The organism is Micromonospora sp. NPDC048868, assembly GCF_043198195.1.
GTDB lineage: Bacteria > Actinomycetota > Actinomycetes > Mycobacteriales > Micromonosporaceae > Micromonospora > Micromonospora reichwaldensis.
On sequence record NZ_JBICUN010000018.1, the window covers coordinates 18,814 to 33,678 of the forward strand.

General features: G+C 70.6%; 15 protein-coding genes. 11 read left to right on the plus strand and 4 right to left on the minus strand.

Features of this window, described 5'->3' with window-relative positions; genetic code table 11:
* Positions 1-59 precede the first annotated feature (59 nt).
* From ACGFNF_RS24080 to ACGFNF_RS24120, 9 genes are read left to right on the plus strand one after another with little or no spacing between them, the layout of a single operon-like run.
* Positions 60-1,520, plus strand: coding sequence for an MBL fold metallo-hydrolase (locus tag ACGFNF_RS24080; protein ID WP_393170814.1), 1,461 nt, complete (start codon positions 60-62; stop codon positions 1,518-1,520).
* Entirely contained in the window at positions 1,520-2,971 is a 1,452-nt protein-coding gene (locus ACGFNF_RS24085; protein ID WP_393170816.1) for an MBL fold metallo-hydrolase, read from the plus strand. The genes ACGFNF_RS24080 and ACGFNF_RS24085 overlap by 1 nt, the downstream gene beginning before the upstream one ends.
* Positions 2,962-3,546: a hypothetical protein gene (locus ACGFNF_RS24090; RefSeq protein WP_393170818.1), complete on the plus strand. Its 585-nt coding sequence runs from the start codon at positions 2,962-2,964 to the stop codon at positions 3,544-3,546. The genes ACGFNF_RS24085 and ACGFNF_RS24090 overlap by 10 nt, the downstream gene beginning before the upstream one ends.
* Positions 3,546-4,784: an MFS transporter gene (locus tag ACGFNF_RS24095; RefSeq protein ID WP_393170820.1), complete on the plus strand. Its 1,239-nt coding sequence runs from the start codon at positions 3,546-3,548 to the stop codon at positions 4,782-4,784. Before ACGFNF_RS24090 ends, ACGFNF_RS24095 begins: the two co-directional genes overlap by 1 nt.
* Positions 4,781-5,011: a hypothetical protein gene (locus ACGFNF_RS24100; protein ID WP_393170822.1), complete on the plus strand. Its 231-nt coding sequence runs from the start codon at positions 4,781-4,783 to the stop codon at positions 5,009-5,011. Before ACGFNF_RS24095 ends, ACGFNF_RS24100 begins: the two co-directional genes overlap by 4 nt.
* Positions 5,008-6,315, plus strand: a complete 1,308-nt coding sequence (locus ACGFNF_RS24105; protein WP_393170824.1) for a hypothetical protein — start codon at positions 5,008-5,010, stop codon at positions 6,313-6,315. The genes ACGFNF_RS24100 and ACGFNF_RS24105 overlap by 4 nt, the downstream gene beginning before the upstream one ends.
* Positions 6,312-6,731, plus strand: a complete 420-nt coding sequence (locus tag ACGFNF_RS24110) for a VOC family protein (protein WP_393170826.1) — start codon at positions 6,312-6,314, stop codon at positions 6,729-6,731. Before ACGFNF_RS24105 ends, ACGFNF_RS24110 begins: the two co-directional genes overlap by 4 nt.
* A complete protein-coding gene (locus ACGFNF_RS24115; protein WP_393170828.1) occupies positions 6,724-8,817 on the plus strand; it encodes a prolyl oligopeptidase family serine peptidase in 2,094 nt (697 codons plus the stop codon). The genes ACGFNF_RS24110 and ACGFNF_RS24115 overlap by 8 nt, the downstream gene beginning before the upstream one ends.
* A 25-nt stretch (positions 8,818-8,842) precedes the next feature.
* Positions 8,843-9,349 carry a hypothetical protein gene (locus ACGFNF_RS24120; protein ID WP_393170830.1) on the plus strand — a complete coding sequence of 169 codons (507 nt, stop codon included), beginning with the start codon at positions 8,843-8,845 and terminating at the stop codon, positions 9,347-9,349.
* Here the strand turns inward: ACGFNF_RS24120 and ACGFNF_RS24125 are convergent, their stop codons facing one another.
* The 4 genes from ACGFNF_RS24125 to ACGFNF_RS24140 form a co-directional block, all read right to left on the minus strand.
* Complete coding sequence (locus tag ACGFNF_RS24125; protein ID WP_393170832.1) at positions 9,350-10,276, minus strand: aldo/keto reductase; 927 nt, start codon at positions 10,274-10,276, stop codon at positions 9,350-9,352.
* A 10-nt stretch (positions 10,277-10,286) separates the two neighbouring features.
* On the minus strand, positions 10,287-11,087 hold the full coding sequence (locus ACGFNF_RS24130) for a Stf0 family sulfotransferase (RefSeq protein WP_393170834.1): 801 nt from the start codon (positions 11,085-11,087) through the stop codon (positions 10,287-10,289).
* A 7-nt stretch (positions 11,088-11,094) separates the two neighbouring features.
* Entirely contained in the window at positions 11,095-11,715 is a 621-nt protein-coding gene (locus ACGFNF_RS24135) for a class I SAM-dependent methyltransferase (protein ID WP_393170836.1), read from the minus strand.
* A gap of 259 nt (positions 11,716-11,974) precedes the next feature.
* Positions 11,975-12,961: an N-acetylglucosamine kinase gene (locus ACGFNF_RS24140; protein ID WP_393170838.1), complete on the minus strand. Its 987-nt coding sequence runs from the start codon at positions 12,959-12,961 to the stop codon at positions 11,975-11,977.
* Between the two features lie 190 nt (positions 12,962-13,151).
* On the opposite strand from ACGFNF_RS24140, the gene ACGFNF_RS24145 reads away from it, so the two are divergent.
* Complete coding sequence (locus ACGFNF_RS24145) at positions 13,152-14,114, plus strand: MurR/RpiR family transcriptional regulator (RefSeq protein WP_393170840.1); 963 nt, start codon at positions 13,152-13,154, stop codon at positions 14,112-14,114.
* On the plus strand, positions 14,111-14,860 hold the full coding sequence (locus tag ACGFNF_RS24150) for an SIS domain-containing protein (protein ID WP_393170842.1): 750 nt from the start codon (positions 14,111-14,113) through the stop codon (positions 14,858-14,860). The genes ACGFNF_RS24145 and ACGFNF_RS24150 overlap by 4 nt, the downstream gene beginning before the upstream one ends.
* Positions 14,861-14,865 lie beyond the last annotated feature (5 nt).

Consider the following 14,865-nt stretch of genomic DNA (forward strand, 5'->3'; position numbering starts at 1 on the left):
CGACGTCGCCCACCGCCTTCGGTCACTGTGCCCCCACCGCACCCCTTGGAAGAGGCGATATGAAGATCGGTTTCCTTGGACACAACGGCTTCGCTCTCGGGGCCGAGGATTCACCGGTCCTCGTGGATCCAATCCTGTACCGCCGTTACGGCGAGGAGTACACCTCGAGCCCGGTCGAGATCTATCCGCCGAGGCTGATCGACATCGACCGGATGCCACGGCCTGCTGCCGTGATCATCAGTCACGAGCACTCCGACCACTTCCACCTGCCCTCCCTGGACAAGCTCGACAAGTCGACGCCCGTCATCGTCGGGCCCACCATGATCGACACCGTCGTCGACTGCATCGAGTCGCTCGGCCTGACCGTCACCCGGTTGCCGTTCGGGGAGCCGGCCAGGTTCGGGTCGGTCATCGTCACCCTCTTCCCCCCTGGCCCCGACACGGTGCTCTGGGAGAGCCGCGTGTCGCAGGTCTACGTGCTCGACGCGTCCGAGCCGGACCGGGGCGGCGTCTTCCTGGGAATCGACGCCACCACCTCCACGGACTTCATCGAGGCTGTTTCCTCGGGACGGCTGCCAGCCCCCCGCGTGGTGGCCATGAGCAACAACGCGCAGGTGACCCCGCCCGGTGTGTTCGGGTCGCTGGACTGCTACCGGCCCGCCGGGCAGACCGCCGTCCGCTACCGCGGTCAGGGCTTTCCGGGCCTGGACATCCTCGGGGAAGTTGTCGCCTCGGCGGTGGAGCAGTCGGAGATCTTCCGCGGGGCACACATCCTGCTGTGCGGCGGCGGATTCCTGAAGGACTACGAGCAGATGGGCCCGTTCCCGTTCTCGGAGCAGCAGGAGATGGCGCGCCTGGCCAAGCAGCTGGTGCGGCACATGGACGTGGTGGGCCCCGTTCCCGGCGACGTCGTCGAAGTGCGTGAGCACGGCATCGAGAAGGTCGGGGAGCTGTCGTGGCTCGGCGTCGACCATGACCGCTTCGCCGAGCTGATCCACCGGCGGGAGAGCTTCCTGGCCAGGCGGGACAGCATCGCCATGCGCTGCATCGAGAACGCCGACGAAGAATCCGAGGACGCGGCGCTGGCCTGCATCGAACGCGAGCTGACGTATCTGAGCCGCGTCCTGCTGCTCAGTGACTTCGGCCGGCGGATGGCCGTTTCGCCGTCGGCACACCCGTTCGTCCTCAAGCTCAAGTATCTGACCCGTCCGGACCGCAGCTTCCGCTTCGATCTGGCCGCCGGGGCGTTCGAGGAGGCGGCGGATCTGCCGCTTGACGACTCTGTCGCCGCGTACCCCGAGGGAATCTTCATCCACGCCGTCGACTTCGCCGCCGTACTCCGTGGCGACCTGCAGTACTGGGACGTCGTCGGCATCGCGATGCGCACGTGGTTCGACGGAAACGCGCTGTCCTCGCCGGTGGCGCTGTTCTACGACGCCCTCGGCGAGCAGGTACGCCCGGACCTGTCGTGCCGGGTCTACCAGCAGCAGCTCGAGTACCTCGAGAAGGAGAACGCCTGATGTCCCCCGCATCCCTGACGTTCCTGGGTCACCAGTCGTGGCTGGTGGAGATCGGGGATACCCGTGTCCTCGTCGATCCGGTGCTGACCGACTCCTTCGGACACTCGGACAGGCTGCGTTTCGAGATCCATCCCGCGCGCCAGGTGGCGGTGGAGAAGATGCCGTCGCTGGATGCCGTGCTGGTCACCAACGAGCATCTGGACCACTTCCACCTCAACTCGCTGGACCTGCTGCCGCCGGAAACCCGCATTCTGATGCCGCGGATGATGCCGAAGGTGTGCGTTCGCGCCCTGGAGGAGGCGGGCCGCCAGGTCGAGTTGGTCGAGCTCGGCGCGGTGCAGAGGATCGGCGCGGTCGACGTGGTGTTCGTCCCGGGCGGCCCGGATGCGCCGATGTGGGAGAACCGTGTCGCCAGCGTCTTCGTGCGGCATGCGGAGGAGAAGGCCGGCGGAGTCTTCATCCAGTCCGACACGTCGATCGCGGCCCCCTCGCTGGAGGGCGGATGCGATCCGGACATCGTCGTGGCCACCCACAACGGGCAGGTGCCGCCGGCGGGTCACCTCGGCGCGTTCGACAACATGCTGCCGCTCGGCAGTGCCGAGTTCGCTGAGGTCACCGGCCTCCGCCTGCTGCACGGGGTGCTGTCCGACGTCGTGGCGAGCTTCCCCTCGGTCCGGTACGTGACCTTCAGCGGTGGCGGCTACGTGCAGGTTCCCGCCAAGCACGGCGAGTTCCTGTGGGGAGACTTCGAGCAGTTGGCCGGCATCGCCAGCCGGCTCTCGCTGACCACCCGGGTGCTGGGCATGAGTCCCGGCCAGAACGTGGTGGTCGACGACGGGACGGAGGTGCGCTACAGCCAGGCGGAATGGATCGATCCTGCCGAGCCGTCGCGTCCCGTCGCCCCCAGCGACAAGGAGGCCGTTGCCGAGCCGGACCTGTCCGAGCCGCTGCCGCCCCTGTTCGACGAACAGCTCACGGACGAGGACCGGGCTCTCGTCGAGTCGGAACTCCAGCTCATGGCTCCGCTGCTGATGCAGGCGAACCTGGGGCGGGATCTGATCACCCAGAACACCTATCTCGACAAGCCGGTCGGCCCGCACAGGTTCGCTGTCCACCTGCGCGGCTTCGACGCCGCGGGTGAGGCGGACGACGGCTCACGAGTCTTCGTGTTGAACTTCAACAACGGCCGCTTCGAGGAGCAGCCGCTGGACCTCCGCGACTGCCTGTTCTCCGTGCCGTCCGGCATCGACGTCAACGCTGTGGACCTTGTCGCCGTACTCCGGGGCAGGATCCACATCTGGGAACTCGCGGTCAGCCGCATGCGCCAGTGGTACCTGTGCGAGAAGGTGGACAGCCCCGTGGGCTTCCTGTACGGCTACTACAGCGAGCAGGTGCGGCCGGAACTGGCCGCCGAGCTCTACCGCAACGTACGGGCCCTTGCGTGGCGATAGTGGTCGTGGGTCCACCTGCCGCAGGCAAGTCGACGGTCGCTGGGGTCCTGGCCGCTCGCCGGGGCCTGGAGGTCGCCTGCTTCGACGAGGATCCTCCGCGCTGGTACGGAAGGTTCGGCTACACCGAGCAGGCCGCCGATGACGCGTACGCCAGCGGTGGCCTTTCCGCCTGGCACGCCTATACCGCCCGCCACGAGGTGCGCGCGCTGGCTGAGGCGGTCACTGCCACCGAGGGGGTGGTCGACACGGGCGGGGGCGTCGCCCTCCAGCGCGGCGGGTCGATCGAGGAACGTATGCTCCGTAGCGCCCTCGACCGGGCGGATTTCGCCGTCCTGGTCTGTCCTCATCTGGAGGATCCGGATCAGGCGGCAGATGTTCTGGCGCAACGTCTTCTGTCCCGTGAACCGGGTGGCATGCCGGGCGACTGGCACCAGCCGGACGGTGTTGCGCTGCTCCAAGGTCTGATCCGGGCTTCGCTGGCGCTGAAGGAGAGCGTGGACCTGCTGATCGACACGGCCAACGGCGAAGTTCATGAGCGGCATCGGCTACGGCCCGCTACTTCCGAGGTAACTTGATGTTCAACGCGTCCCTTCTCACTCCGCTGCGGTTGCCGAAGTTCCGGCGGGTCTGGATCGGCCAGCTCACCAACGTCGTCGGTGACGCCCTCTACACCGTGGCGGTCGCGCTGTTCCTGCTGCCACGCGAGGATGCCGCTCAGGCGGTGGGTCTGGTACTCGGGATGACGGCTCTGGGCGGCGTCGTCTCGCTGTTGATCGGCGGTGCCCTGGCGGACCGGCACCGCCGCTCTCGCATGATCATCATTTCTGACCTGATCCGCGCCGCCGCCGTTCTGGGCATCATCCTCGTCGGCAACGACGCGCCGCTGGTGGTGCTCGGCGTGCTGGCCGCGGTGCTCGGCATCGGCAGCGGCTTCTACCGTCCCGCGTACGGTGCGATCCTGCCGTCGCTGGTGCCCGAGGAGATGTTGGCGAGCGCCAACGGCCTGCGGTCCCTGGTGAACCGCTTCGGTGTCATCGTCGGCGCCGCGCTCGGCGGGGCCGTGGCGGCGGCGTTCAGCCCGACCTGGGCGCTCGGAATCGACATCGTCACCTTCCTCGTCAGCATCGTCACACTGCTCCGACTGAACGAGCCAGCGCCCAGTCCGGAGGGCCAGGGCTCGTCGCTCGCAGCCGACATCAAGGACGGTTTCGCCTACGTCATCCGGCTGCCGTGGATGGCCGGTGTGATGCTGCAGGGCACGTTGCACATGGCGATGGTGGCGGCACCCGTCGCGGTGATGCTGCCCATCCTGACCGGGCCCGAGGGCTGGTTCGGCTACATCTCGGCGGCTGAGGGGGGCGGGGCATTCCTGGGCGCGATGCTGGCCTCGTCGATCCGTACGCGTTCGCCGGGCTGGGTGGCGACCTTCGTGCTGCTGCTCCAGCTCCCGCAGACCGTCCTGCTGGCGATGGACGGCCATCCGGCGTTGATTCTCGTCGCCTCCGCGCTGACCGGTTTCGGACTGGCCACGTTCGCGGTGCTGTGGACCACCGCTCTGCAGAGGACAGTCCCGCGCGGGCGGCTCGGGCGGGTGTTCTCCATCGATCAGCTGACCGTCTTCGGCCTGATGCCCGTGGGATACCTCCTTGCCGGCTGGCTCCTGGAGAGGCTGGGTCCCGCCACCCTGGGCTGGGTGGCGACGGTGATCCTGGTGGTGTCGACCCTGATGGTGCTTCCGCTGCCAGGGCTGCGCCGGCTGGGCATGGAGGAGGAACGGGTGCCCGATCTGGCGGTCGAGGGTGTGGGGCGATGAGCGGAACCGGGCGGCACCCGGAAGCCGGTCGTCTCCTCGGCCTGGAACCGGTGCTCTACCGGGACCTGCCGATGATGGTGGCGCCCGCCCCCGCCGACACGGAAGTCGCCGTGTGGTGGCCCCAGCCGAACGAGATGCCCTCGCTCACCGCGTCCTGGCGGGACGCCACCGCCACCCGGCTGCTGCACGCCGTCTACCTGTCCGAGGCTGACGGAGAACCGCGGTGAAGGCCATCTTCGAGGGTGGCCGCAGCTGGCGCGTCCACTCCACCGGCGGGGTCAGGGTGGCGGTGGACCCGGCCTGGCTCGATGACGTGGGATGGACCGACTCCTACCGCTACGTGTTCCACCCACCCAGACACCTCGACCACGGCGCGATGCCGCCGGTCGACGCGGTGGTCATCACCGGTGCCCGCCCGGAACAGCTGGACCTGCAGACGCTTCACGAGCTCGATCGGCAGGTGGTGGTGGTGGTGAGCCCGCTGCTGCCGGCGGTGGCCGCCGAAGCGATCGAGGTCCTGGGGTTCGTCGCGATCCGCGGGTACGTCGACCACGACGTCTCCGTCGGTGATCTTGTGCTGCGATTCGTGGCGCCGGCGCCGGTCAGTACCGCGACCCTGCCGACCGCGGGGCTGATGGTCCGCGAAACCGGTCGCCCATCGGCGTTCTACCTGCGCGGCGACGGTCCCTGCCGAGCCGATGGAGTGCCATCGGACGAGGGCTCGGTGTTCGAGGTGCGCCACGGCGGGGCCGAGCGGGCGCCCGCGTCAGACGGCGACGGGCTGCACCTTGGCAGTGGCGTCCGGCACCCGGCGGTCGACCGGTCGGTGTTCGACGGTTGGGTGGCGCAGGGCTCCGCGCCCGGGGCTGCCGCACCGTCCGTGGTCCGTGCCGGTGACGCCTGGGACATCGACGTGGTCGTGAAGCCGGCAGCCGCCGCGGAGTGGGTCTCGCCCGGCCACGAACAGGAGCTGGGTGAGCTCGTGCTCCCCCTGTCCGGACGGCCGAGAAGCGACCGCGAAGGACGCGACCGCCACGAACTCGTGCTCGACGAGCTTCCCGGCCTGGCGAGGGACCTGACGCTGTACCCGCCGGGCGGTCCACGGCGCGCGCACTGGGCCCAGGGCACCCACGACGGCCTCGGGCCCAAGACCTTCCTGCTCACCCTCATCGAAGGTCCGGCGGGTACCCGCTGCCAGTACGCGCTCGACGTCACGCGGTCCGGGTTCGTGCCGCTGTATGAAGCCGCCGAGACGGCCCGGGACCGGTTTCCGTGCGGACTCACCCTCTGCTTCGACGATTTCGTCGCCATCCTGCGAGGTGAGCTGTACGCCGCGGACGTGTTCGCGTCGTCCCACGTGTGGAGCCGTGACGCGGATCCCGAAGACGTCCGGCGGACGCTGGCGGACCTGTTCAGCGTCGCCCGACCGCAGCTCCTCAGACGTGTGCTGATATCCCAGGCCAACGCGCTCGTGGCCGGGTGGGCGCCAGCGGCACTGCTCGAGGCGCGGGAACCGGGTGGGACCTCATGACGGTATCGATCAGCCGCGTCTCGTCCGTCGTCATCTTCTCCGAGGAATGGCTTGCGATCGCGCACTGGTGGGCCAACCTCACGCGGCAGCCGCTGGTCCGCTTCCCCCGCTCGGCGTCGATCGACCTGGCCGGGGTCGAGATCGTGTTCTCCCCGACGGACGAACGCAATCCTCCCGGCGGTTCGCCGCTGCCGTACCTGGAGGTGGCGGACTTCAACGACGCCCGCCGTGAACTCGCCAACCGGGGCTGCCTGGAGATACACCGGCCGCTGGCCGTGCAGGGTGGCCGGCAGATCACCCAGTTCCGCGATCCCTTCGGCAACATCTTCGGCATCGAGGGCGCCCTGTCCGGGCCGGACGAGCTGTGGCCGGAGGTGGTGCAGGAGATGCGGGAGCTGAGGGAACTCTATGAGTGAAGGCACCCGCGTCGCGGCGACCTGGAGCGTGGCCGACGTCGACCCACCCGCTGCACCGCCGAGGGAGCACCTGACCCGGCACCACGGGCAGACCCGCAGCGACCCGTGGCAGTGGATGGAAGACCTGTTCACCCCCGAGGTCTTCGCCGTCGTCCAGGCCAACAACGCCTACACCACGGCGATCCTGGAGCCGCTGGAGAGCACGGCCGCGGACGCCGAGGCGCAGATCAGGTCCTGGACGCCGCAGGGCACCCGATCGGTGCCCGTCGCGAAGGGACAGTGGCTCTACTACAGCCGTACGGCCGATGGATCCGCGGCGGTGCTCCGCTGCCGCAGCCTGGTCGACCCCGACTCGGGCGAGGCCGTGCCACAGACCGAACAGGTCGTGCTCGACGAGGCCGCGTTGTCCGCCGGGCAGCCGCACTTCGCGCTCGGTGTCTACGACGTCTCGCCGGACGGTCGGCTCCTGGCGTACGCCGTCGACCTTGTCGGCGACGAGCGGTTCCGCCTGCGTTTCCGGGACGTCGCCGCCAGCGCCGAGCTGCCCGTCCAGGTCGACGGGGTCACGTACGGCGGCGCCTGGGACGCCGCCGGCGAGCACTACTTCCACCTCGTCACGGACGCCACCGGCCGGGCCTTCCAGGTTTGGCGTCTCACGCTGGCGACGGGCGAGCGGACCCTGGTGTACGAGGAGCCGGACGAGTCGTCGTGGCTCACCGTCGACCTGTCACGTAGTGAGAGGTACGTCTTCATCGAGTCGGACAGCCACGTCGGCAACCAGATCTCCGTGATCGACGCGCTGGCGCCACGGTCCGAACCGTTCCTCCTGGGGCCGGCACGACGTGCCGGCACGCGTCTGCAGGCCGATCACCGGGAGGGGCAGTTCTGGATCCTGGCCAACTCCGGTGACGAGACCTCCCGGCTGTGGCACTGCCCGGCCCGGCCCATGGCAGCGCTGACCGAGGTGGTGTTCGGCGACGCGCGGGAGACGAAGCTGCTGACCGTCGACGCGTTCGCCGGACACGTGGTCCTGCAGACGTTCTCGCCCGGCCACCGGGGGATACGGGTCATCGACGCCGACAACGTCGTGACCGACCTGGCGCTACCCGCCGCGACGACGTGGGTGGGTGTGAACGGCAACCCGGACCACCACTCGCGGCTCGTACGGTTCACCGCCTCCTCGGTCGTCTGCCCGCCGATCACCGCGGCGTACGACCCGCGCAGCCGCAGCACCGACATCGTGGACAGGGCGGCGGTTCCCGGTTGGGATCCGGCCGGGTACGAACAACTCGACCTGGTGGCCCACGGTCGTGACGGGACGGCGGTGCCGTTGACAGTGGTGCGGCAACGCCGCAGCGCTGGTGCGCCACCGCCACCGGGCGCGGTGCTCGAGGTCTACGGTGCCTACGGTGCCGTCGTACCGCTGGACTTCGATCCCGCGCGGCTGCCGTTCCTCGCCCGCGGCGGCGTCTACGCGTTCGCTCATGTCCGCGGTGGCGGAGAGGGTCCACCCGGTTGGCACGAGGCTGGCCGTGGCGAGCACAAGGCGACCGGCGTGAACGACTACCTGGCCTGCGTGGAGGCGCTCGTCCGAACCTGTGACCTGCCACCGGGGCGCGTCGTCGCCAGCGCCGCGTCCGCCGGTGCTCTCGTCGCGGCTGCCGCCTGCAACACCTCGCCGGAATCGTTCGCCGGGCTGGTGCTCGACGTTCCGTTCCTCGACCCGCTCGGCACCCTGCTCGACTCCGAGGCGGCGCTCACCACTGTCGACCGGGCGGAGTGGGGCAACCCGCTGGCTGACGCGCGCGCCTACGCCGCCATCAGCGCCTACGCGCCCTACGACAACATCTCTTCCCGCGAGTACCCGCCGGTGCTGGTGTTCGCCGCGCTGAACGACAGCAGGGTCGGGGCGCACGAAGCGCTCAAGTACGTGTCCCGCCTGCGCGAGCAGGCCCACGGCGGACCGTTCCTGCTGTCGACGGACCTGTCAGCCGGCCACGGCGGCAGCACCGACCGCGACGCGCGTAAGCGAAAGGCGGCGCTCGTCTGCGCCTGGGCACTGAAGGCACTCCACCAGGTGCCGTGACGCCTCCTCCTGAAAGGACCCGCTCGTGTCGAGACGACCAGTTCCACCCCCGGATCGCCTGCTCGCGGGGATGCACGGCGAGGCGGACCACCGAGGGTTCCTCGCCACACACGTGGCGTTCCGGGACGAGGCCGGAGCCCCCGTGCTCAAACTCGTGGACACCGGCAAGTCCGTGCTCTGCATGGTGGAGCGGCGGTGTCAGGCGTGCGGGTTCGACATCGCCCGTGGCGACCTGATCATTTTCGTCGGATACAGCGAAGATGTGACCTTCAAGGAGCCGCCCCTGCACCTCGACTGCGGTGTCTACTCGCTCGGCATGTGCCCGGCTCTGATCACCCGTCATCGCCGCGAACAGCTGCGCATCGTGGTCTGCCGGGACTACGAGTTCCTACCGAAGAGCGAAGGCAGACCGCCCCGGTGCCGGCCGCTACCCGGGGCCGACGAACACGGTCGCGAGGCGCCCCCCGTCGAGTACACCGTCGAGGAACTCCACCGGATGCTCGCCGAACGGGCGTCGGGCCAGCACGAGTGATCATCCGATCGGCATCACCGAGCTGGTGAGCAGGTCGGCGACCTCCGCCGGCAGCTCCAGGTCGACGCTGGCGAGCTGGGCCCGCACCTGGTCGGCGTCGCGTGCGCCGAGAAGCACACCGGCGACCCCCGGGCGGTCACGAACCCAGGCCAGCGCCACCTCGGCGCAGCTGCGGCCCAGCGCCCTCGCGACGAGGTCGAGTACCTCGAGCGCCGCCGGCACCTCGGGAGCGGACAGGAAAGGCGCGATGAACGGGGAGTATCGGGGGTCAGCGCCTCTGGTGCCGGGCGGCACCCCCCGGTGATACTTCCCCGTCAGGACCCCGCTGGCCAGTGGCGACCATGCCAGCACCCCCGCACCGTGCGCACGGACCCGCTCCGCGACGGCTTCGGCCGCCCGAACCAGCAGCGAGTACTGGAGCTGCACCCCGCTGATCGGCATGCCGATCCGCTCCGTGACCGCGAACGCCTCGTCCACCTGGCGGGGCGTGTAGTTGCACACCCCCACCGCCCTGGCCCGGCCCGAATCACGTGCGACACGTAGCGCCTCGACGCTTGCCGACAGCGGGGTCGCGTCGCTCCAGGCGTGCAGCTGCCACAGGTCGACATGGTCCGTACCGAGACGTCGCAGCGACGCGTCGAGCTGGGCCAGCAGGGCATCGGGAGCGGTGTCCACGCCGTTCGCGGTCACGCCGGCCTTGGTGCTGACGACGACGGCGTCACGCGGCACCGACGCGAGCAACCGGCCGAGGATGCGCTCAGCGTTACCGTCCGCATAGACGGCGGCGGTGTCGACGAGCGTGCCGCCCGCATCGAGGAAGCACCACAACTGCTCCCGTGCGGCGTCCTCGTCGGTCTCGTGGCCCCACGTCCACGTGCCCAGGCCGTAGCCGGAGACGGCCAACCCGCCCAGGGGCCTCAGCCGCATCCGCTGCCACTCACACCGGCACGCCGCAGCGGCGGCGCAGGTCGGCGGGGAGCGCATCGGCCACCCCGCTGCTCACCAGATCGGACCGGAACCGCTCTGCCAGGTCGTCATTGGCGGCCGTCCGTTGCCGCACCACCGGAGACGTCACCACGGACTGCCGGGGAAGGCCGAGGTACTCAAGGACACCGTTGACCGAGCCAGCCAGATCGTCGTCCAGCTCCTCGTAACTCAGGGTGTGGGGTGCCGTGTCGCGCTCGGCGAAGAACGGGCTCCACCCGTGCTCGATGACCGCCAACGCCTGCAGGGTGTCCAACAGGACGTCGAAGTCGTAGGCCGGGGTCCCCGCCACGGCGTCGCGAAATTCGTCGTCGTCGGTGTGGCCCGTCCCGGCCCAGCGCACGTATTCCTTCGTCACCGAGGCGAGATAGCTGGACACCGTCTGCAGGACCAGGTCGTCGCGGTAGAGGCGGATGAACCGCACATCCTGCCGGCCTTCGAGAACGGCGAGTGGATCGACACCGAGGTTGTCACGCGACCACTCGACCTGATTCCAGTGCAGCTTGAGGGCGAGCACTCCGCCGCTGTCCGCCTCGGCGCGCACTCTGCGGAGATACGCCGACGGGTCGGTCAGCCGCGGCTCGTCCATCGTGGACTGTGGTGCCCGCAGGTCCCAGGTGCCGGCCAGATGGTGGATGCGTGGACGGCCGAACCACTCCCGCGGTGAGCCGGCGCCCGGAACGCGCCCCAAGGCCTCGCAGAGGTAGGTGCTGCCGACGCGCGGAGTGGCGCAGACGACGTAGGTCAGCGACACCGGCGACCTACTTGATCGCGATGATGGCGAGAAGAAAGCCCAGGCGGGCGAGCGCGTTGACGCCGGTCGTCCCCGGCTCCACGGGAACCCGTTCGATCACGATTCGCCGGTAGTGGCTGTAGAGTTTTTCCTGTTGAACCTCGTCGATGGTCGGCAGGATCCAGAACAGCGCGACGGCGGCACCCGGCTTGAGGTGCGATGCCGCCTCGACGAGGAAGGAGACATTCTCGTCGACGAGGGCGGGCACATCCTCGGCGTAGGTGTCGAAGAAGATCCCGTCGGCCTCCGCGAACAGGCCTGTCTGATTCTGCCAATAGTCGTGCACGGGCCGGATGTCAGCCTGAGGGCGATCGGCCCGCCACTGCTGTAGGCGCTCGAACATCTCCGGGTGGGGTTCGATGATGGTGTGGCGCTCGATCTTCTGGTCCTGGAGAGCACCCGCGGAGATCCCCATGCCGAAGCCGACCTCGATGATGCGGGTCCGCTCCAGGTTCGCGAGCAGGATCTCTGCCATCCGTTGCATGAGCGGGGTCTCCCACCGCTTCATCACCTTGTAGTGGTCGTCGACGACGAGTTGATCGGCTTCAAGACGCGAGGGGAGGCGATGCCAGCCTGAATCGGGCTTCACGGCAGCCAAGTTAGCACCATCCGCGCCGGCGCGTGGGGCACCGATGCCGGCGTTCCGGGCGAGGTCGGTGGGGCATTGCCGAACAATTCCCGGGGGCAGGTGCCGACGGTGGGCGGCGATGAGTCCAGAAGACGTACCTCGATGTAGGGCTCTTATCTCAGTTCGTGCCGGGACGCCACAGGAACGTGGTGTGCGGCCGAATTCGAACGACGTGTACCGGGTTCCGCGATCCGGATGTGGACCGGTCGGGGGAGTGGGCTCAGCGCGTCGGGACCAGCAGGGCGTGCAGGGCCTGCGGATCCGTCACCTCGGGCAGGTCGCGGGCGGCGAGCCAGGCCGCGGCGGCAGCGCCGTCGCCGGCGCTGTGCAGCGGCGCGTCGGGCCACCGCCGGCCGACCTCGACCCGCACCGCCGCGGCGAGCGGGGTGTCGCCGGTCAGCAGGCCACCGCCGAACACGATGGGGGAGACCTCGCCCGCCGGGCGGATCCGCGCCGCGCTCTCCGCCAGGTGCGCGGCGGCCTCGTCGATGAGCCCACAAGCGACCGGCTCGCCGTCGACGGCGGCGGCGACCACGAGGGGCGCGAGCCGGGCCAGCTCCACGGGGGGTCGCCGGGTCACCGTCTGGACCAGGGCGTCGACGGTGTCCCGGGGGCGGGTCGCCACCTCGGCGGAGCCGAGCAGTTCGGTGAGCACCCCGGTCGCCAGCCGGCCCGGTGTGTGCCCCCGGTCGAGGTCGGCCAGCAGCCGGCGGACCGCCTCCCGGCCCAGCCAGAAGCCCGAGCCCGCGTCGCCGAGCAGCCAGCCGTGACCGTCGGCCACCCGGTCCAGCCGCAGCTCGCTGACTCTGGCGGCGATCGCCCCGGTGCCGGCGATCAGCACCGTGCCCTCCGGGCTGGCGGTGCCCGAGGCGTACGCGACCAGCGCGTCGCCGTGCACCGCGTACGGGCAGCGCAGGCCGGCGTCGCGCCAGGCCCGGTCGAAGGCTTCGCGGCCCGCCGGATCGGCGAGCAGCCGGCCCGCCCCGGCCAGCCCGATCGTGCCGCCACGCACCCGGGCGGGATCGACGCCGGCGAGCGCCTCCCGCAGTGCGGCCAGGAGTTCGCCCGCCGCCCGCTCGGCACCGTGGCTGGTGGGGTTCCCGCCGCCCGCCCGGCCGCTGCCCAGCCGCCGCCCGTCGAGGGCCAGGACGGTCGCCCGCGTGGACGTACCCCCGACGTCGAGACCGACCACGACGCTGTCGGACATTCGCACCCGCCTCTCGATCGACGCCGCGTTCATGCTGGTCGGCCCGGCGGCGGGGGGCAAGGGGCGGACCGGCTCCGGGGCTGTGCGCCAGGTAACAGTTTGAAAACTTCGCCCGTGGCCTTGACACAGAGGGGCTTTCAGTAAGAACTTTTACCACTAACAGTTAACACTCTTTTCGGAAAGGTGCCCCATGGTTGATCACGAGGTGGAGACCTCCGCGGGGACCGCGGTGGTCGACGCCGGCGCGGTCGACCGGCGGGGTGCGCTCGGGGTCGCCTCCGACGGCGTGCTGGCGCGGGTCCGGGCCGGCGCGGCCGAGCTGACGGGGGCACTGCGCCGCGTCGCCGAGCACGTGCTCAGCGACCCGGAGGCCGCCGCCCGGGCGACAATCGTGGAACTGGCCGAGCGCAGCGGCACCTCCCCGGCGACGATCACCCGCTTCTGCCGGGCGATGGGCTTCGACGGCTACGCCGACCTGCGACTCGGCATCGCCGCGGAGACCGGCCGGGCCCGCTCGGCGGGCTGGACCGTCGACATCGGCCGCGAGATTCAGCCCAGCGACCCCCTCTCCCGGGTCCTCGACCAGATCATGGCCGCCGACACCCGCGCCATGCACGACACCGCCGCGCTGCTCGACCTCGCCGAGGTGGAACGGGCCGCCGTCGCCATCGCCGGGGCGTCCAGGGTGAACATCTTCGGGGCCAGCGGCAGCGCCCTGGTCGGCGAGGAGATGCAGTTCAGCCTGCACCGCATCGGCGTGGCGGCCTGGGCCTGGAACGACGTGCACGAGGGCCTCGCCAGCGCGGCCCTGCTGCGCCAGGGCGACGTGGCGCTCGGCATCTCGCACACCGGCCAGACCCGGGAGACCATCGAGATGCTCGCCGAGGCGGGCAGCCGGGGCGCGACCACCGTGGCGCTGACCGGGTTCCCGCGCTCGCCGCTGGCCGAGCTGGCCGACATCGTGCTGCTCACCGCCAGCCAGGCCACCACCTTCCGCCCCGACGCGCTCTCCGCCCGGCACCCGCAGCTGGTCGTGCTCGACCTGCTCTACATCGCCGTCGCCCAGCGCACCCACGACCGCGCCCACGCGGCCTTCCGGCGTACCGCCCAGGCCGTCGACGGGCACAAGGCCGCGAAGGGGGCCACCGCATGATCAGCGCCCAGGGGTACGCGGACGCCGTCCGCCCGGTGCTCGACCGGCTCGTCGACGCCAGCGCCGACGCGATCGGCGCCGCCGCCGACCTGATCGCCACCAGCCTGCGCGCCGGCGGGGTGCTCCAGGCGTTCGGCGCCGGCCACTCCGAGGCGTTCGCCGCGGAACTGGTCGCCCGGGCCGGCGGGCTGGTGCCCACCAACCGGCTCTCCCTGCACGACCTGGTGCTGCACGGCGACGCCCCGCGCGACGTGCTCGCCGACCCGAAGCTGGAGCGCGACCCCGCGGTCGCCCACCAGCTCTACGAGCTGGCTGCCCCGCAGCCGCAGGACGTGTTCGTGGTGGCGTCGCAGTCCGGCATCAACGGCTCGGTGGTCGAGCTGGCGACGCTGGTCACCGGACGCGGCCACCCGCTGATCGCGGTCACCTCGGTCGCGCACACCGCACGGGTCGCCCCGCGGCACCCGTCCGGCCGGCGCCTCGCCGACCTCGCCGACGTCGTGCTGGACAACGGCGCGCCGTACGGCGACGCACTGCTGCCGCTCGAGGGCGGCGGCGCGGTCTGTGCGGTCTCCTCGGTCACCGCGGCGCTGCTGGCGCAGCTGCTGACCGCCGAGGTCGTACGACGGTTCCACCAGGCCGGGGAGGTACCCCCTATCTACCTCTCCGCCAACGTCCCCGGCGGGGACGAGCACAACCACGCCCTCGAGTCGCGGTATGCCGGGCGCCTCCGGCGGACCGCCTGACCCGA